At 69.5% G+C, this 16,758-nt stretch carries 19 protein-coding genes; 6 read left to right on the top strand and 13 right to left on the bottom strand.

The annotated features are described in order from the left end of the window. Positions 1–104 precede the first annotated feature (104 nt). Genes ACLJRM_RS38760 through ACLJRM_RS38745 form a run of 4 tightly spaced genes read left to right on the top strand, consistent with a single transcriptional unit; the run spans position 105 to position 4,653 of the window. The gene (locus tag ACLJRM_RS38760) at positions 105–1,397 is read left to right on the top strand and encodes a sugar ABC transporter substrate-binding protein (RefSeq protein ID WP_101612715.1); all 1,293 of its coding nucleotides are present in this window, start codon (positions 105–107) and stop codon (positions 1,395–1,397) included. Then, positions 1,394–2,380, top strand: a complete 987-nt coding sequence (locus ACLJRM_RS38755) for a carbohydrate ABC transporter permease (RefSeq protein ID WP_101612714.1) — start codon at positions 1,394–1,396, stop codon at positions 2,378–2,380. Before ACLJRM_RS38760 ends, ACLJRM_RS38755 begins: the two co-directional genes overlap by 4 nt. Continuing rightward, the gene (locus ACLJRM_RS38750; RefSeq protein ID WP_101612713.1) at positions 2,377–3,207 is read left to right on the top strand and encodes a carbohydrate ABC transporter permease; all 831 of its coding nucleotides are present in this window, start codon (positions 2,377–2,379) and stop codon (positions 3,205–3,207) included. The genes ACLJRM_RS38755 and ACLJRM_RS38750 overlap by 4 nt, the downstream gene beginning before the upstream one ends. A 3-nt stretch (positions 3,208–3,210) precedes the next feature. Beyond that, complete coding sequence (locus ACLJRM_RS38745) at positions 3,211–4,653, top strand: glycoside hydrolase family 3 protein (protein WP_410665881.1); 1,443 nt, start codon at positions 3,211–3,213, stop codon at positions 4,651–4,653. 87 nt (positions 4,654–4,740) lie between these two features. Here ACLJRM_RS38745 and ACLJRM_RS38740 read toward each other — a convergent pair whose 3' ends face one another. The 4 genes from ACLJRM_RS38740 to ACLJRM_RS38725 form a co-directional block, all read right to left on the bottom strand. Further along, entirely contained in the window at positions 4,741–5,592 is an 852-nt protein-coding gene (locus tag ACLJRM_RS38740; RefSeq protein ID WP_410665880.1) for an NAD(P)-dependent oxidoreductase, read from the bottom strand. Between the two features lie 124 nt (positions 5,593–5,716). Then, positions 5,717–6,454, bottom strand: a complete 738-nt coding sequence (locus ACLJRM_RS38735; RefSeq protein WP_101612709.1) for a Long-chain-fatty-acid--CoA ligase — start codon at positions 6,452–6,454, stop codon at positions 5,717–5,719. A 55-nt stretch (positions 6,455–6,509) separates the two neighbouring features. Continuing rightward, on the bottom strand, positions 6,510–7,604 hold the full coding sequence (locus ACLJRM_RS38730) for a glycosyltransferase family 4 protein (protein WP_101612708.1): 1,095 nt from the start codon (positions 7,602–7,604) through the stop codon (positions 6,510–6,512). A gap of 78 nt (positions 7,605–7,682) precedes the next feature. Continuing rightward, positions 7,683–8,471: an inositol monophosphatase family protein gene (locus ACLJRM_RS38725; RefSeq protein WP_410665879.1), complete on the bottom strand. Its 789-nt coding sequence runs from the start codon at positions 8,469–8,471 to the stop codon at positions 7,683–7,685. Positions 8,472–8,488: 17 nt separating this feature from the next. Here ACLJRM_RS38725 and ACLJRM_RS38720 point away from each other — a divergent pair, with 17 nt between their 5' ends. Further along, entirely contained in the window at positions 8,489–9,184 is a 696-nt protein-coding gene (locus ACLJRM_RS38720; RefSeq protein ID WP_410665878.1) for a creatininase family protein, read from the top strand. Positions 9,185–9,274: 90 nt separating this feature from the next. On the opposite strand, the gene ribA is transcribed toward ACLJRM_RS38720, so the two are convergent. From ribA to ACLJRM_RS38690, 6 genes are read right to left on the bottom strand one after another with little or no spacing between them, the layout of a single operon-like run. Further along, positions 9,275–9,916 (bottom strand): GTP cyclohydrolase II, encoded by a 642-nt coding sequence (ribA, locus tag ACLJRM_RS38715; RefSeq protein ID WP_410665877.1) that lies wholly within the window; start codon positions 9,914–9,916, stop codon positions 9,275–9,277. Continuing rightward, the gene (locus ACLJRM_RS38710) at positions 9,913–10,893 is read right to left on the bottom strand and encodes a lysylphosphatidylglycerol synthase transmembrane domain-containing protein (protein ID WP_101612704.1); all 981 of its coding nucleotides are present in this window, start codon (positions 10,891–10,893) and stop codon (positions 9,913–9,915) included. The genes ribA and ACLJRM_RS38710 overlap by 4 nt, the downstream gene beginning before the upstream one ends. Beyond that, positions 10,890–11,708, bottom strand: a complete 819-nt coding sequence (locus ACLJRM_RS38705) for a class I SAM-dependent methyltransferase (protein ID WP_101612703.1) — start codon at positions 11,706–11,708, stop codon at positions 10,890–10,892. The genes ACLJRM_RS38710 and ACLJRM_RS38705 overlap by 4 nt, the downstream gene beginning before the upstream one ends. After that, complete coding sequence (locus tag ACLJRM_RS38700) at positions 11,705–12,772, bottom strand: glycosyltransferase family 4 protein (RefSeq protein WP_410665876.1); 1,068 nt, start codon at positions 12,770–12,772, stop codon at positions 11,705–11,707. The genes ACLJRM_RS38705 and ACLJRM_RS38700 overlap by 4 nt, the downstream gene beginning before the upstream one ends. Beyond that, the gene (locus ACLJRM_RS38695) at positions 12,769–13,167 is read right to left on the bottom strand and encodes a 6-pyruvoyl trahydropterin synthase family protein (protein ID WP_101612701.1); all 399 of its coding nucleotides are present in this window, start codon (positions 13,165–13,167) and stop codon (positions 12,769–12,771) included. Before ACLJRM_RS38695 ends, ACLJRM_RS38700 begins: the two co-directional genes overlap by 4 nt. 22 nt (positions 13,168–13,189) lie before the next feature. Next, on the bottom strand, positions 13,190–14,170 hold the full coding sequence (locus ACLJRM_RS38690; RefSeq protein ID WP_410665875.1) for a dehydrogenase: 981 nt from the start codon (positions 14,168–14,170) through the stop codon (positions 13,190–13,192). 60 nt (positions 14,171–14,230) lie between these two features. Here ACLJRM_RS38690 and ACLJRM_RS38685 point away from each other — a divergent pair, with 60 nt between their 5' ends. After that, positions 14,231–14,944: a CDP-alcohol phosphatidyltransferase family protein gene (locus tag ACLJRM_RS38685; RefSeq protein WP_101612699.1), complete on the top strand. Its 714-nt coding sequence runs from the start codon at positions 14,231–14,233 to the stop codon at positions 14,942–14,944. Here ACLJRM_RS38685 and ACLJRM_RS38680 read toward each other — a convergent pair whose 3' ends face one another. The 3 genes from ACLJRM_RS38680 to ACLJRM_RS38670 all read right to left on the bottom strand — a co-directional run bounded on the left by ACLJRM_RS38680 (position 14,945) and on the right by ACLJRM_RS38670 (position 16,736). Further along, positions 14,945–15,307 carry a tautomerase family protein gene (locus ACLJRM_RS38680; RefSeq protein ID WP_101612698.1) on the bottom strand — a complete coding sequence of 121 codons (363 nt, stop codon included), beginning with the start codon at positions 15,305–15,307 and terminating at the stop codon, positions 14,945–14,947. It abuts the gene before it with no gap. Position 15,308: 1 nt separating this feature from the next. Continuing rightward, positions 15,309–15,872 (bottom strand): TetR/AcrR family transcriptional regulator, encoded by a 564-nt coding sequence (locus tag ACLJRM_RS38675; protein WP_410665874.1) that lies wholly within the window; start codon positions 15,870–15,872, stop codon positions 15,309–15,311. 282 nt (positions 15,873–16,154) lie between these two features. Then, on the bottom strand, positions 16,155–16,736 hold the full coding sequence (locus ACLJRM_RS38670) for a hypothetical protein (protein WP_410665873.1): 582 nt from the start codon (positions 16,734–16,736) through the stop codon (positions 16,155–16,157). Positions 16,737–16,758: the final 22 nt, after the last annotated feature.

Here is a 16,758-nt window from a genome sequence, read left to right as displayed (position 1 = left end):
CACCTGCTTGACAGTCGGAGTGGTACGTACCACGCTGCCCGCATTGGTCTACACCATTTTGTGGGAGCCCGGCACAGTGGCCGGGCATCGAAAGGACGGCACGAGTGAAGCGCTGGCTCAAGATGACTGCGGGCGCCGCGGCCATCACCCTCGCGACGGCGGGCTGCGCCGGTTCCGGCAGTGGCGACAGCACGAATTCGAGCGCTCCGGCCTCGAACGGCTCGCTCACGGTCTGGCTCATGACCGGGACCGCCCCGGAAGCACTGACGAACTCGCTCCACAAGGAATTCGAAGACGCGCACCCCGGCGTCAAGGTCAAGTACGAGATCCAGCAGTGGAACGGCATCCAGCAGAAGCTGACCACCGCGCTGGCCAGTGACAACCCGCCGGACGTGATCGAGCTGGGCAACACCCAGACCCCCGCGTTCGCGAACCAGGGCGTGCTCGCCGACCTCACCTCGAGCGTGGGCGACTTCAACGGCGCGCAGTGGCTCCAGGGCCTCAAGGCTTCGGGCGAGTTCGACGGCAAGACCTACGGTGTCCCGTTCTACGCGGCCAACCGTGAGGTCATCTACCGCAAGGACATGTTCGAGCAGGCTGGCATCACCGCGACGCCCAAGACCCGCGCGGAGTGGCTCGACGCGATCACCAAGCTCAAGGCCAAGTTCGGCAGCGACCCCGAGTTCCAGGCCCTCTACCAGCCGGGCCAGAACTGGTACGAGCTGCTGTCGTTCATCTGGGACGAGGGCGGCGACATCGCCCAGGCCAACGGGAAGTCCTTCAAGGCGACCCTGGACTCCCCGCAGGCCAAGGCCGGGCTCGAGTTCTACAAGCAGCTCACCGACGCTTCGGGCACCAAGGCGCCGAAGGACGCCGACGAGGCCACCCCGCAGCAGGCCGGTATCTACGGCGCTGGCAAGGTCGCGATGATGATCGGTGTCCCGGGTGAGGCCGACACCGCGGCGAAGACCGACAAGTCCATCAAGGAGAAGTCGGGCGCCTTCCCGATCCCCGGCAAGGCCGCCGACAAGTCGGCCCCGGTCTTCCTCGGCGGTTCGAACCTGGTCATCCCGGCCAACAGCAAGAACTCGGCCGCGGCCAAGGACTACGTCAAGCTGTTCTCCACCCCGAAGTACCAGACCGAGCTGGCCAAGGCCGGTTACGTCCCCGGTACCTCGACCGACGTGTCCGCGCTCGACGCGAACCCGCTCACCAAGGTCATGGCCGAGGCGTCCAAGAACGGCCGCGCCGTGCCGACCAGCCCCAAGTGGGGTGACGTCGAATCCGGTCAGAACCCGATCAAGGACATGCTGACCGCGTACCTGACCGGAACCAAATCGCTCGACCAGGCGACCGCCGACGCCAACGCAGCGCTCGACAAGCTCATCGGCGGATGACCACGACCAAAGATGTGACGACGCCGGCGGGGGCAACTCCGCCGGCTTCGCCGCGCATCAAGCCCCCGAAATCGAACCGGCGCCTCCGCCTCGGCGAGCGGACGGCGCCGTACCTGCTGATCCTTCCCGCGTTGATCGCGATCCTGGTCCTGCTGGGGTGGCCGACACTGCAGCTGATCGGGATCAGTTTCCGCAAGCTCGACCTCCGTGAGCTGGTCTCCGGAGAGATGGTCTGGGTCGGATTCGAGAACTTCTCCGAAATCCTGTCCGACTCCGAATTCTGGGAGATCACCGTCCGCACGCTGGTGTTCACCGCCGCGGTCGTGATCACCACCCTGCTGCTCGCGCTGTTCATGGCGCTGCTGATGCGGCATCTCAACCCGGTGGTCCGGGTGATCCTGCAGGTCGCGCTGATCCTCGCGTGGGCGACCCCGGTGCTCGCGACGACCACGATCTTCCAGTGGATCTTCGACCAGCAGTACGGGATCCTGAACAAGACGCTCGCGAAACTCGGCTTCGAGGGATTCATCGGGCATTCCTGGTTCGCCACCGGACCGAGCACGCTGACCGTGATCGGCCTGCTGGTCATCTGGCAGGCCGTGCCGTTCGTGGCGTTCACGCTCTACGCCGGGCTCCTCGGCGTCCCCAAGGAGCAGTACGAGGCCGCGGGCATCGACGGTGCGAACGGCTGGCAGGCGTTCTGGGCGGTCAGCTGGCCGGCGATCCGGCCGATCCTGACCATGGTCACGTTCCTGTCGGTCCTGTGGGACTTCAAGTTGTTCGCCCAGGTGTGGGCGATCCGCCAGGGCGGACCGGACGGCTCCAGCACGACGCTGCCGGTCTACATGTACCTCAAGGGCCTCGCGGGCAACCACTTCGGCCTGGCGGCGACCGCCGCCCTGCTGATGATGCTCGTGCTGATCCTGCTCACCGCCCGGTACGTCCAGCTGCTGGTGCGCACGAAGGAGGCCGACCTGTCATGAAGAAGTCCCTCGCACAGCGGATCGGCCTCGGCACTTTCGGCGTGATCGTGGCCTTCCTGTTCGTCTTCCCGACGTACTGGATGGTCACGTCCGCGCTGAAGACGCCAGGCGAAGTCCTATCGCCGAATTACGACCTGATCCCGCTCTCGGTGACGTTCGACAACTTCGTCACGGCGCTGACGAAGCCCGGATTCACCACCTATCTCGCCAACAGCCTGATCGTCACGATCGGCGCGGTGCTGTGCTCGCTCGTCGCGGGCGTGCTCGCCGCGGTTCCCCTGTCCCGGATGCGATTCCGCGGGCGCAAGGGGTTCCTGATGCTGGTGCTGATCGCCCAGCTCGCGCCGTTCGAGGCTTTGCTGATCCCGATGTACCTGCTGATGCGGGACGCCGGGCTGCTCAACCAGCTGCCTTCGCTGCTGCTGGTGTACTTCGCCGCGACGCTGCCCTTCACGTGCTGGATGCTGTACGGCTTCGTCAACGGCATCCCGTACGACCTCGAAGAGGCCGCGATGATCGACGGCTGCAGCCGGGCGGGCGCGTTCCGCCGGGTGACGCTGCCGCTGCTCGCGCCGGGACTGGTGACCACGTCGGTGTTCAGCTTCATCACCGCGTGGAACGAGTTCCTGTTCGCGTTCGTGTTCATGCGCGACCAGAACAAGCAGACGCTGCCGGTGTGGCTTTCGTCGTTCCGGACGGCGTTTTCCGTGGACTGGGGCGGGATCATGGCGGCGTCGGTCATCTACGCCGTACCCGCGCTGGTGTTCTTCATCCTGGTTCAGCGCAAACTCGTGTCCAACCTGACCGCAGGCGCAGTGAAGGGATAATCCTTGTCTTCACCGGAAAAGCTCGCCGGCTCCGTTCTCGTATCGGGCTTCGACGGCACCACCGCACCGGATTGGCTGCGGCGCAAGGTGGCCGACGGCCTCGGCGGCGCGATCCTGTTCGGCCGCAACGTGGTCGACGACGAGCAGGTGGCCGCGCTCAGCGCGCAGCTGCGGGCGGAGCGGCCCGACGTGCTCATCGGCATCGACGAAGAGGGCGGTGACGTCACGCGGCTCGACGTCGCCACCGGCTCGTTCGTCCCGGGACCACTCGCACTCGGCGCCGCGGACGACGTCGAGCTGACGACCTCGGTCGCGGCGGCGCTCGGCGAGCGGCTGGCCGCGTGCGGGGTCACGATCAACTTCGCCCCGTGCGCGGACCTGACCCTGGCGGCGGAAGATCCCTCCATCGGAGTCCGCGCGTTCGGTTCGGATCCGGTGAAGGCGTCGCCGCATGTCGCGGCGTACATCACCGGTCTGCAGAAGTACGGCGTGGCCGCGTCGGCGAAGCACTTCCCCGGGCACGGGGCGGCGACCGACGATTCGCACCACTCGCTGCCGGTCCTGCCCAGGACCGAGGCGGAACTGCACGAGATCGAACTCGTCCCGTTCAAGGCGGCGATCGCGGCCGGGGTGCGCGCGGTGATGACCGGGCACCTCGTCGTGCCCGCGTGGGGCGATTTGCCCGCGACGCTCAACCCGAAGGCGCTCACCGACGTCCTGCGCGGCGAACTCGGCTTCACCGGCGCGGTGATCACCGACGCGCTCGACATGGGTGCCATCGCGGGCGAACTCGGCAAGACCGAGGGTGTCGGCCGGGCGTCGGTGCGGGCACTGATCGCCGGTGCCGACGCGCTCTGCCTCGGCGGTGTCTCGTTCGAAGAGGACGAACTGAACCGGATCGCGGCGGTCATCGCGGCCGCGGTCGAATCCGGTGAGCTGCCGCTGGAGCGGCTTGTGGAGGCGTCGGAGCGGGTCGCCGCGCTCGGCACTCCCCCGGTGTCGACGCCGATCTCGCCGGTCGACCACCGGCTCGGCCTGGAGGCGGCGCGCAAGGCGCTGCGGATCCAGGGCTCGCCGAAGCTGGACGGGCCGCCGCTGGTGATCGACATCGAGACCGAGCCGATCATCGCCGCGGGACCGATGCCGTGGGGGCTCGGGGCGCATCTGACCGAACTCGTGCCGGGCACCCGCGCGCTCAAGGTCACCTCGGACGAGATCGCGACCGCGATCGACGCCGTCCACGGCGCGCGCGACATCGTCGTGGTGACCCGTGAGGCGCACCGGCACCCCGAGGTCCGCGAGTTCCTCGGCTGGCTTCGTGAGGCAGGCGTGGACTACATCCGGGTCGAGACCGGCGCTCCCGGCCCCGGCACCGAAGGTCCGCGGATCGACACGTTCAGTGGGTCCTACGTCAGCCTCCGCGCCGCCGCGGAGTACCTGGCCTGACCCTCTCTCGCGTTTCGTCCTCTGGTTGCGGTACTTGCACGTGCAACTACCGCAGCCAGAGGACGAATTGCGTTGGGGGCACAGCGTTCAGAGCGCCTTCACGACGGCGACCATGTCCTCCGCGCCGAACCCGAGCCGCTCGGTCTCGGCGTAGAGGGCACGGGACGCGTCGAGCAGCGGCAGGGTGAGTCCCGCTCGCCCTGCCGCCGCCGCGATCAGCTCGACGTTGGCCAGGACGTTCGCGATCGACGCCTGCGGCGTGAAGTCCTCTTCGGTCAGTTTGGGCGCCTTGACCCGCAGGATCGGGCTGGCCAGCTGCCCCGCGCCGAGGACGTCGGTGAGCAGGCCGAGGTCGAGCCCGTGTGCCCGGGCGAAGTGGACGGTCTCGGCCAGCCCGGTCACGACCGCGGTCAGCTGGACGTTGACCGCCAGCTTCATCAGGAGCCCGTTCGGCACCGGCCCGCAGTCCACGGCCTCCCGGCACAAGGGCCCGAGCAGCGACCGGATCTCCCCGATCGCGCCCGGGTCACCCGCGAGCATGGCGACCAGCTCACCCGCCTCGGCCGGAACCCTCGAGCCGGAAACCGGCGCCTCCACGTACTTCGCCCCGGCCGCGAGGAGCTCGGCCTCGATCCCGCGGGAGTGCTCCGGCGCCGTCGTTCCCATGTGGACGATCGTGCGGCCGGCGAGCGCGGGCCGTCCGCGGTCGAGCACGGCATCGACGGCCGCCGCGTCCTTCAGCATCAGGAACACGACCTCGCACCGCGTGAAGAGCTCCGCCGCGTCCTCGGCGACCTCGGCACCCGCGGTCACCAGTTCGGAGGTCTTGCCGGGGGTGCGATTCCAGACGAGCAACGGGATTCCGGCCCGCGCCAGGTTCAGTGCCATCGGCCCGCCCATGCTGCCCAGCCCGGCGAAGCCGACTCGTGAGATACCCATGGACCCACTGTGCCGCAGGGTCGCGAACCGGTGTGGACGATGAGATGTTCCTGCCGGAAATCGCGAGGAATGCCCCTCGTGAGCGGTAAGGACGGTTCTAACCGTCCTTACCACTCACGAGGCTTTAGAACGGGTGCACCATCCACACGTTCGCTTCCACGTAGACCCCGCAGTCCCGCTCGACGTTCGCGTGCACCGGCGCGATCCCGCCGGGGATCACGTTGTCGCCGTCGGCGAGTTTGACGCCTGTCCAGTCATGCCAGTCGGCGATCGAGCCCGAGATGGTCACGGCGAACGGGCAGACCTTGATCATCCGCGCGCCGAGCCGTTCGTGGGTGCGCAGCCAGCGGTCGGCGAACAGACCGTCCTCACGGCGCCGGACGGCGTACTCCTCCATCGGCACGTCCGGCTCGTCCTCCTTGCCGATCGGGCGCACCGAGACGATCAGCCGCTTCAACCCCGTCTCGGCCGCACGAGCCTTGAGCGCCTTCAGCATCGGCGTGGACAGGCCCGTCCCGCGCATTTTCGGTGCCACGACGACTTCGAGCGCGCACAGCGTGTCCGGCTCGCGGCCGTCCATGAGGTCCTGCGCGGCCCACTGGATCGCCTCGTCCCAGCCGTGTTCCGGCAGTTCCCGGCGATCCTCGGCGGGATAGGTCAGCGGAACCGACAGCGCCCGCGCGATCGGCACGCCGTCGTCGTCCAACGCGATCAGGAAGTAGCGGGCCCAGTGCCGCAGGAACCGTTCCGGGGTGATCATCTTGCCGCTGAAACCCCGGTAGATGAACTCACCCCCGACATCGCCGAGATTCAGTGCGGGGTCGAGGAGATCGGGACGGGACGCAAGATCGACGATTCGCATGCCGCCCAGTCAAGCGAGCCGATGATCGTCGGCGATAGCTGCTTCCGGGCGATGATCAAGCCAGCTGACGCGGCGCGGCCTGCAATCGGGAAAGAACGTCGGTGAGCCTGCCCGCGGCGACGTCCCATTCCTCGAGGACGCTGCTCCGCGCGAGCGCCGACGTCCGCAGGGAATGCCGGAGTTCGGCGTCGAGCGACCAGCGTGCCAACGCCGTCGCGAGCGCGGACGGATTGTTCGGCGGCACCAGCATGCCGGGGACCCCGCCGCCGGGCGCCATGCCGAGCGCGTCGTGCGTGCCGGCGGTTTCGGTGGCCACCACGGGGATCCCGCGCGCGAGCGCCTCGGCGACGACCAGCCCGGACGTGCCGCCCCGCGACGGGAGGACGAGCAGATCCGCGCCGTCGTAGACCAGGTCGAGGTCGTCCGGTGGCCGGATGAGGCTGATCCGGGAACCGAGCCCGAGCCGTTCGACCGTCCAGCGCAGTTCGTCGACGTAGGTGGGATCGTGGTGCGTCGCCCCGGCGAACACGCATTTGAACGCCAGTTCGTCGACCATCGAGAGCGCCTGGATCAGCACGTCCTGGCCGTGGCGCGCGGTCATCGGCGCGAGACAGAGCAGCCGGGAGACGCCGTCGGCGCCGGCGGCGAGCGGCGCCGCGTCCGTGCCGGGTGTCGCGACGTAGACCCGGGTGGGGTCGAGGTCGTGCCGGTCGATCAGCTGCCGCGCGAGCCACGGCCCGGTGGCGACGACCATTCCCGCGAGCCGCAGGGTCTCCCGTTCGCACGCGTCGAGTTCACCGGCCTGCGCCGGGTCGAGCGCGGGATCGTCGGCGAGCGGCTGATGCACCAGGACGGCCAGCCGCAGCCGCCGGGCGTGCGGGATCACGATCTCCGGGACCCCGCAGGCGACCGCGCCGTCGATCAGGACGACGGTGTCGTCGGGCAGCGCGGTGAGCGAGCGCGCCAATCTCGACCGGGCGAGTGGCCCCGGCATCGGCCAGTCGCCCGCGATCGGCAGTTCCAGCAACGGGAGGCCGGTGGCCGGGAGGTTCTGGCACATCCGCCGGTCGTACTCGCCGCTGGTCTCCCCGGCTTCCCCCGGCAGGACGAAGACGACCGGTTCGGTCACGCGGACATTCGAGGTGAACACGGTTACCTCCAGGTGCGGGCGCCTTATAAGGGGACACGGACGCGGAGCCTGGACGGTTCACATCTGGAGGCAGAAATTTCAGCCGCGCACGCGGGCGATCGCGGCGACGATCTCGTCACGCAGTCCGGCCCCGACCGCGATGGTGGCCGCCGAGCGCACCGTGTGGTCGCCGCCGTCGGTGTCGACGACCACTCCCCCGGCCTCGCGCACCAGCAGGACACCCGCCATCGTGTCCCACGGTTTGTTGGCGAGGATGACGCTCGCGTCGAGTTTGCCGTGCGCGACCCAGGCCAGGTCGATCGCCGCGGAGCCGAGGAACCGGACCCGCTGGACGCGGCCGCCGAGTTCGGCCAGCAACGCCATCCGGACGCGGTTCTTGACCTCGGCGCCCTCGCCGACAGCGAAGTCTCCGATCGAGACGATCGCGTCGGACAGCTTCGTCGCCTTCGAGGCTTCGAGACGTTCTTCGCCCGCGTACGCGCCCTGGCCCTCCACAGCGGTGTAGGTGACATCGAGGAACGGCAGGGAGATGGCCGCGACCGTGCTCTTGAGACCGTCGACGAGACCGAGCGAAACACCGCACAGCGGGATGCCGCGCGCGAAGTTGGCCGTGCCGTCGACAGGATCGAGCGCCCACCACAGGTTCTCGTCGCCCTGGTGCCCGCGTTCCTCGCCGAGGATGCCGATCTCCGGGGTCTCGCGCGCCAGGAACCCGCGCACGGCGTCCTCGACGGCGAGGTCGACGTCGGTCACCATGTCGCGATCACCCTTGGCGGCAACGGAAAACGACGTCATCGAGCGGATGATCCCGGTCGCCTTGGCGACGGCCTCGCGGGCGACGGACAACAATGCGGCGTGGTCGGTCATCTGGGTACCGTAGCCCGGTGAATCTGTTCCCGACGACCACGACGGCCGACGAACGCGCCCGGGACGCCGACGTCGCGGTGCTGCCCGTCGGCAGTTTCGAACAGCACGGCGCGCACCTCCCGCTGGCCACCGACGCGATCATCGCGACCACCATCGCCGACGCCCTCGCCTCGGCGTACCCGGTGCTGCGCCTCCCGCCGATCACGATCGCCTGCTCGCACGAACACGCGGACTGGCCGGGAACGGTCAGCATCTCGGCCGCGACGCTGTACGCCGTGGTGAACGACGTCGCCGCCTCGCTGCGCCGTTCCGGGGTGCCGAAACTGGTGCTGGTGAACGCGCACGGCGGCAACTACGTCCTGTCCAACGTGGTCCAGGAATCGACGTCGCCGATGGCGCTCTTCCCCGGCGTCGAAGGCTGGCAGGCGGCGCACGACGCGGCCGGGCTGGAGACGTCGCTGGACAGCGACATGCACGCCGGGGAGCTGGAGACCTCCCTGTTGCTGCACGCCCACCCCGCGCTGGTCCGGCCCGGTTTCGCGGAGGCGGACCACCTGGCCGACGACCGGCGGCACCTGCTGACGACGGGGCTGCGGCCGTACTCGGAGTCCGGCGTGGTGGGACGGCCTTCGCTGGCGACGGCGGAGAAGGGACGGCTGGTGCTGGAGTCGCTCGTGCGGAGCTTCGAGGACACCCTGACCGCGCTCGCCTGACCCACCCGCGCGTGCAATGAAGGGGACTTTCATTGCAAATTTTGCAATGAAAGTCCCCTTCATTGCATCCGCCGCGGGAACAACGGAGCTTCAGGAGCCGACTGAGCCGACTGAGCCGACAGTGCCGATCGAGCCGACAGAGTCCAGATGCGGGAGGAAGTGGTGCATCCGCTCCCGTTTCGTCCGCAGGTAGCGCAGGTTCTCGTCGTTCGGCGTGACCAGCAGCGGCACCCGCTCGCTGATCCGCACCCCGTGCAGTTTCAGCTGGTCGACCTTCGTCGGGTTGTTGGACAGCAGCCGCACCGACCGCACCCCGAGGTCGGCCAGAATCTCCGCCGCCGCACGGTAGTCCCGCGCGTCCACCGGCAGCCCGAGCGCGATGTTCGCCTCGACGGTGTCGAGTCCTTCGTCCTGCAGCCGCATCGCCTTCAGTTTCGCGAGCAGGCCGATGCCGCGCCCTTCATGCCCTTGCGCGTACACGAGGACTCCGGCGCCCTCCTCGACGATCGCCCGCAGCGCGGCGGCGAGCTGGTCGCCGCATTCGCAGTGCATCGAGCCGAACACGTCGCCGGTCAGGCATTCCGAGTGGACCCGCGCCAGCGTGCCGGTGCCCTCGATGTCGCCGTGCACCAGCGCCATCTGCTCGGTGCCGTCGGCGTCGAGGTAGCCGTACGCACGGAAAACGCCGTAATGGGTCGGCAATCTGGTCTCTACGACCCTCTCCACGGTCATCGCGTTTCTCCTATCCGTACAGGTACCCCGAGGCGCGGTGCGGCGGGCGTATGAGTCTTGAAAGAGCGCGCCAGCAGTACGGCGGCGCCGGGAAGGCTCGCGACGAGCGCGAGCACGCCGTAGACGACGGCCACGGTGACGCCCTGCGCCGAACCGAGCCCGGCCGTGCCGAACAGCAGCGCGCAGACGCCTTCGCGCGGGCCCCAGCCGCCGATGTTCAGCGGCAGCCCCATCGCGAGCAGGGCGAGGATCATCAGTGGCAGCAGTTCGCCGACCGGCGCGGTGACCCCGGCCGCCCGCGCGGCGACGACGAACAGGGCGAGGTGCCCGGCGAGGGTGGCCACCGAAAGCAGGCTCACCCCTGGCCAGGTCTCCTTGGTCAGCAGGCCGAGCCGGACGTCGGCGAGGGTGACGGCGAAACCGCGGCGCCACTTCGATCCACTGTGGATCCAGTGTTTCCCCGCCGTCATCCCGGTGACGACGGCCGTGAAAGCAACGACGACGACCACGATCGCGGCGACCAGGACGACCCCGTCGATCGGCGGCGGGACCACGGAAGGCGCACTGAGCACGACGGCGACCGAAGCGCCGATCACCGCGACCTGCCCCGCCGTCCGCTCCAGCACCACCGCGCGGACCCCGCGCGGGACGTCACCGGATTCGCGGCCGTGCTGCACGGCGCGGTTGACGTCACCGAGGACTCCCGCCGGCAGGACACCGTTGAGGAACAACGCGCGGTAGTACTCGCCGACGGCGCTCCACAGCGACAGCTTCAGGCTCAGCCGCCGCGCGACCAGGCACCAGCGCCAGGCGCTGAACACCGTCGTCGCGAAGCCGATCCCGAGCGCGGCGGCGACACCGGTGGCGTCGACCTCGCGCAGCCCGTCCAGGAAGGCCCGGGTGCCCAGTTGCCAGACGAGAACGGCGAGGATGCCGAGCGCGCCGAGGATCTTCAGCCAAGGCCAAAATCGCTTCACGACGGCACCACCAGAAGATCTTCGTGCTGGATCACCGCGTTCAGCTCGCCCGCCGCGCACTGCGCGAGCCGCCACCGCAGGTAGGCGTCCCCGTCCGCCGAGAGCTCCGGCCGTTGCTCGCGGGCGGCACCGACCCAGCCGGTGAGCCATTCCGCGGTCAGCGCGGCCTGGTCCGCCCCGAGCCGCCACGGGCTCGGGGCTCGCCGCACGGTGGCGCCGAGCCGTTCGAAGACGCCGAACGCGACGTCCACCGCGTCCGGGCCGAGAAGCCACCGGCCGTTGGTCACCCGGCGCTGGTGGGCGTTGAAGGCGTCGGCGATCTCGACGTCGAACTTGTCCTTGGGCGACAGCACGACCCGGCCCGACACGCTCAACGTGAACAGGACCGCGCAATTGGCCTCGACGCACGCCTCCGCCAGCCTGCTCATCTCCTCGGCGGTGAGCAGGTCGAGCAGCGCGGACGCCGCCACGAGCGACGTCCCGGCGAGGTCCTCGGCACGCAGTTCGGTGATGTCGCGTTCTTCGGCGACGACGGTGACTTCGCTTCCGTCCAAAGCGTGCTCCGGACGGCTGGTGCGGGCCAGCGCGTGGGTGAGCAGATCGGTGTCGCGGTCGTGCAGGATCCAGCGCTGGCGGCCGGGCAGCCGCCTGGCCAGCCAGCGGCCGAGTGATCCCGTGCCGCAGCCGAGATCCCGGACGACGACCTCGTCCTGTGTCTTCAAGAAGGAACGGACCGGCTCGATCAGCTCGGTCGCGCGCGCGGCGGCGTCGGCGTCCTCCCGCAATTGCAGCCAGCTGGGGGCGTACTTGGTCATGCCGCCGTCCTTTCGTTCAGCAGCACGGCGGCGACGCCGCGGGCCGTCGCGTCCCAGCCGGTCAGCGTCTCGCGGCGAAGGCGGGCGGAGGCGCGAAGACGGTCACGCAGTTCAGGCTCGGTGAGCCAGCGGCGAAGGGCGGCGGCCAGCGCGTTGACGTCCTCGCCGGGTACGAGCATCCCGGGCACGCTGCCGTCGGGCGACCGGCCGAGCGTGTCCGGCAGCGCGTCGACGGCGGTCACGAGCACGGGAACGCCGTGCGCGAGCGCCTCGGTGACCACCATGCCGTAGGTCTCCGCACGCGAAGGCAGCACGAGAAGGTCTGCGGCCGCGTACGTCGCTTCGAGCGCTTCGCCGGACCGGGGGCCGGTGAGGGTGAACCTCTCGCCGAGAGTGTGTCGCCGCAGGCGCTCGACGTAGCGCGTCTCGCGGCGGATGGCGCCGACGCATTCGCAGATCCACGGGAGATCGGTGAGCGACTTCAGCGCGTCCGCGAGCAAGCCCTGGCCCTTGCGCGGGGTCACGTTGGCGACACAGACCAGGTGCGTCCCGTTCAGGCTTCCGGGCGAGACTTCAGCCTTGTCGACGCCGGGCGGCACCGCGTGAACGCGATGCGGGGCGAGGTCGTGGTGCTCGATCAGCCGCCGCGCCGCCCAGTCGCTCGTCGCGACCACGGCCTCGACAGCGCCGAGCGTCTCTCGCTCCAGACGGTCCAGTTCGGCGGCGAGCGACGGCGAAAGGCCCGTCTCGTCGGCCAGCGGCAGGTGCACCAGCACCGCGATCGACAGCCGTTGCGCCGCGGGCACGATCACCTCGGGCACTCCGCAGGCGACCAGCCCGTCGAGCAGGACCGCCGCACCGTCCGGTAGTTCGGCGAGCTTGCGCGCCAGGACCTTGCGCGCCTCGGTGTCGGGCCGCGGCCAGTTCCCGCGGACGGCGATCTCGCGGACCTCCACGCCCGTCGCGGCGAGGCCGTCGCACAGGCGGCGGTCGTAGACGTTGCCGCCGCTCGGCGCGCTCAGGTCGTCGATGTCGTTGGGCAGGACGACATAGAGGCCGTTCACAACACACGCTCGTAGCTCGCCCACGCGACGTGGGATTCGTGCAGCGAGACGGTGATCCCCTCGAGCCCTCGCGCCCCTTCACCGAGCGCTCCCGCGTGGACGCGGTCCGCGAGCCTGTCGGCGATGACCTTGGCGAGGAATTCGGTCGAGGTGTTGATCCCGGCGAACTCGGGCACGTCGTCGAGGTTGCGGTAGTTCAGGTCGGCGAGCACCGCCTTGAGCTCTTCGGTCGCCTTGCCGATGTCGACGACGATGTTGTCGGCGTCCAGCGCGGACCGGCGGAACGTCGCGTCCACCACGAAGGTGGCGCCGTGCAGTTTCTGCGCGGGTCCGAAGACCTCGCCGCGGAAGCTGTGGGCCACCATGACGTGGTCGCGGACGGTGATACTGAACAACGGACCTCCTCCGGTCGTGCCCTTAACGCATGTCCTCCATCTGATAGGTGACACGGAGGCAGAGCGTTCCTGGTTCATTCGCGGCCAGACGCCCCACGACGTCCGGCAGTTCCTGGAACCGGCATTCCCCGCTGACCAGCACTTCAAAGCCCGGATCGGCCAGAATTCGCAAAGCGAGAGCCAAGCGGTCGCCGTAGCTCCGGTTCGTGCGGCGAGCGGGCGAGACCATGCCGACCTGGCTGCTGCGGATCGTCAGGCGCCGTGAGTGGAAGTTCTCGCCGAGCGGGACACTGATCCGGCGGTCGCCGTACCAGCTCAGCTCGACGACCTCGCCCTCCGGCGCCAGCAGTTCCAGCGACCGCGCCAGCCCGGCCTCGCTCGCGCTGGCGTGCACGACGAGGTCGCAGTCGCCCAGCGCGTCCTCCGGTGTCGAGAACTCGACGCCCAGCGCTTCGGCGATCTTCGCGCGCCCCGGGTCGACGTCGATCAGCTGCACACGGGTCGCGGGAAAGCCCGCCAGCAGTTTCGCGACGCTGCTGCCGACCATCCCGGCGCCGACGACGGCGATCCGGTCGCCGAGTTTCGGCGACGCGTCCCAGACGGCGTTGACCGCGGTCTCGATCGTCCCGGCGAGGATCGCGCGCTCCGGCGGCACCCCGTGCGGCACCGGCGTGACCGCCGACGCCGGGACGACGTAACGGGTCTGATGTGGATAGAGACAGAAAACCACTTGCCCGGCCAGATGCTCCGGACCATGTTCGACCACGCCGACGTTGAGGTAGCCGTACTTCACGGGTCCGGGGAAGTCGCCCTCCTGGAACGGCGCGCGCATGGACTCGCGCTGGCTCGGCGGGACCTCACCGCGGAAGACGAGTGTCTCGGTACCCCGGCTCACGCCGGTGTACAGGGTGCGGACCAGCACCTCGCCGTCCCCGACCGGAGGGAGCGTGACCGGCAGGAGCTCGCCGTCACCGGAACCACTGAACCAGAAGGCGCGTTCCATCGTGTCCTCTCATGTCGGACCCTGGAGACGGGGTCGCCGTCACCATAACGAGGAGGCCTCGTGATCAACCCCGGAGTTTTCCTGGGGGTCCTCGTCCAGCTGGCACTGTTGGGAACGCTGGACGCCGTCACCGGACTGGGCCCGCCGGGCTGGATCGCCGGAGCGGCCTACGGCATCGCCGTCGGCGGATTCCTGACCTACGGCCTGAACCGGAGCACCGCGCGCTCCCTCGGCCCGGCCGACGCCGTGACGCTCGGACGCTCCGGGCTGGTCGGCTGTGTGACCGCCCTCGTCGTCGACACCGCGGGCGGGGAAATCGTCACGATGGTCGTCATCGCGTCGGTCGCGCTCGCTCTGGACGCCGTCGACGGCCAGGTCGCGCGCCGCACCGGTACGGCGTCGCCCCTCGGCGCGCGCTTCGACATGGAGGTCGACGCGTATCTGATCCTGATCCTGAGCGTGGTCGTCGCCCAGTCGCTCGGTCCGTGGGTGCTCACGATCGGCGCGATGCGGTACGTCTTCGTCGCCGCGAGCCGGCTGTGGCCGTGGCTGAACACTCCGCTGCCGCCGAGCCTGGCGCGCAAGACGGTCGCGGCGGTGCAGGGCATCGTGCTGGTCGCGGCGGCTTCGACGATCCTGCCGCTCTGGGCCGGTTTCGTGGTGACGCTGGGCGCGCTCGGGCTGCTGACCTGGTCTTTCGGCCGCGACACGTGGTGGCTGCTGGAGCAGCACGCCTTCAGTGGCACGCGGCGTGTGACGGCCGACGTCGCGTGATCACGCGTACTGCGCTTCTCCGTTTCCGAACGACCAGTTGATCAGATCGGTCTCGTTGATCGTCACGAGCACGTTCCGCGGCTCGGTACCCGAGTACTCCTCCGCGAGCTCCGCGATCCGCCGGTACAGCGCCTTCTTCCGTTCGTCGGTGCGCCCCGGGCGCATGGTGATCGCGACGAACACGACCCCCTCGTCCCGGTGGATCCCCAGGTAGTCGTCGTACTTCAAGGTGCCCTGGCCGTTGAGGACCTGGAACCGGTCGTCGGCCGGGATGCCGAGCGTCTCGACCATCGCGTCGTGGACGGCGTTGCCGAGGGCTTCGAGCCTGTCGGTCCCGACAGCGTCGATGCGTACGAAGGGCATGTCAGTTCTCCTTGGTCGCGAGCAGGCCGAGGGCGCCGTCGACGGCTTTCGCGAACACGTCCGGGGATCCGGCGGCGCGGGCGAGGACATAGCCGCCCTGCAGGACCGCGACCAGCGCGGTCGCCGTGGCGGTGGAATCGAGCGAAGCGTCCAATTCGCCGTTCACGCGGCCCTCTTCGAGCAGTTCGGCGAGACGGCCGGTGAGCCAGCCGAAGGTGTCCTCGACCGGCTTTCGCAGGTCCGGATCGGCCATCACGTCGGGATCCTGGGTGAGCTTGCCGACCGGGCAGCCCTTGAGCACGTCGCGCTCGCGGCGCAGGTAGACGGTGATCCGTTCGACCACCGTGCCGGGTCCGGTGAACTCGGCCTCCGCCCTCGCCCGCAGCTCTTCGGCGTTGCGGCCGATCGCGGCGAGCGCGAGGCCGGACTTGCCCTGGAAGTGGTGGTACATGCTGCCCTGGCCGGCGCCGGAGCGCTCCTGGATCGCCTTCGGGCTGGTGCCGACGTACCCGCGCTCCCACAGCAGTTCGCGAGTGCTCTCGATGAGCTGTTCCCTCTTGTCCACACCGAGACCGTACATACTAGTAGGTACAGAGCGCAAACCGGCGCGGCGAGAGCAAGGGACCTTTGCTGTCACTTTCGCGCCGAACCGCAGGTCAGGTCCACCTTCTGCACCCACAGCGGTACGCCCGAAGACGGCTGTCCGTGAAGGCCTCCTTCCCTACGCTGAGGGTAGGGAAGGAGGCCTTCACGGATAGCCAGGTCGCCAGATCAGCCTCAGCGACCCCACATGTCACGGCCGCGTCGCGTGAAACCGCCGGAACGCGTTTAGTCGGCTAAACGCGCCTCAGGGGCGCGAGTCCTGCCCGAACCGCTCCCACTCCCGGTCCCAGGCCGCGCGCCGCGCCCGGTCCAGCAGGTGCCGCGCGATCAGGTACCCCGCCGCCAGCAGCGTCACCGCGATCAGCCACACGCCCACCCCGACGCCGACCCCCGTACTGGTCGCGTCCATCGGCGTCACCGGCGGATCGACCACGGCTTCGGCCTCGTCGAGCCACACTGTCACCCCGTCACCCGCCGAAGCGCCGAGATCGGCGGTGACGGGCTCCTCCCGGAAAGTCCCGTCCGGCAACGCCCACCGGGCCACCACCGAAGCGGTCTCGGCCGAAGGGGTCCCATCGACGCCGACGCGCGCCTGCGGAGCGTCTTCGAGCAGGAACGCGGTCGTCGAATGCCGCGCGGCCGTCTCGAGCGCCGAGCGCTCCATCATGGCCGCGTAAGCCTCCGAACCGGCGGCCGCGGCCAGCGGGACGCCGAGCAGCGCCACCGCGACGCCGCCGACGAGGATCACCGCCTCGATCCGGTCCCAGATCCGCGCGAGCGGATTCCGGCCGGGACGGATCCGGCGCCACAGGAACAGAAGCGACACGACGGGCCTCCTTCGCCGGTTC

The sequence above is a fragment of the Amycolatopsis sp. lyj-84 genome, from assembly GCF_046549075.1.
Taxonomy (GTDB): domain Bacteria; phylum Actinomycetota; class Actinomycetes; order Mycobacteriales; family Pseudonocardiaceae; genus Amycolatopsis.
The sequence above is the reverse complement of the archived record's forward strand: the minus strand, read 5'-3'. Positions and strand labels throughout refer to the sequence as shown.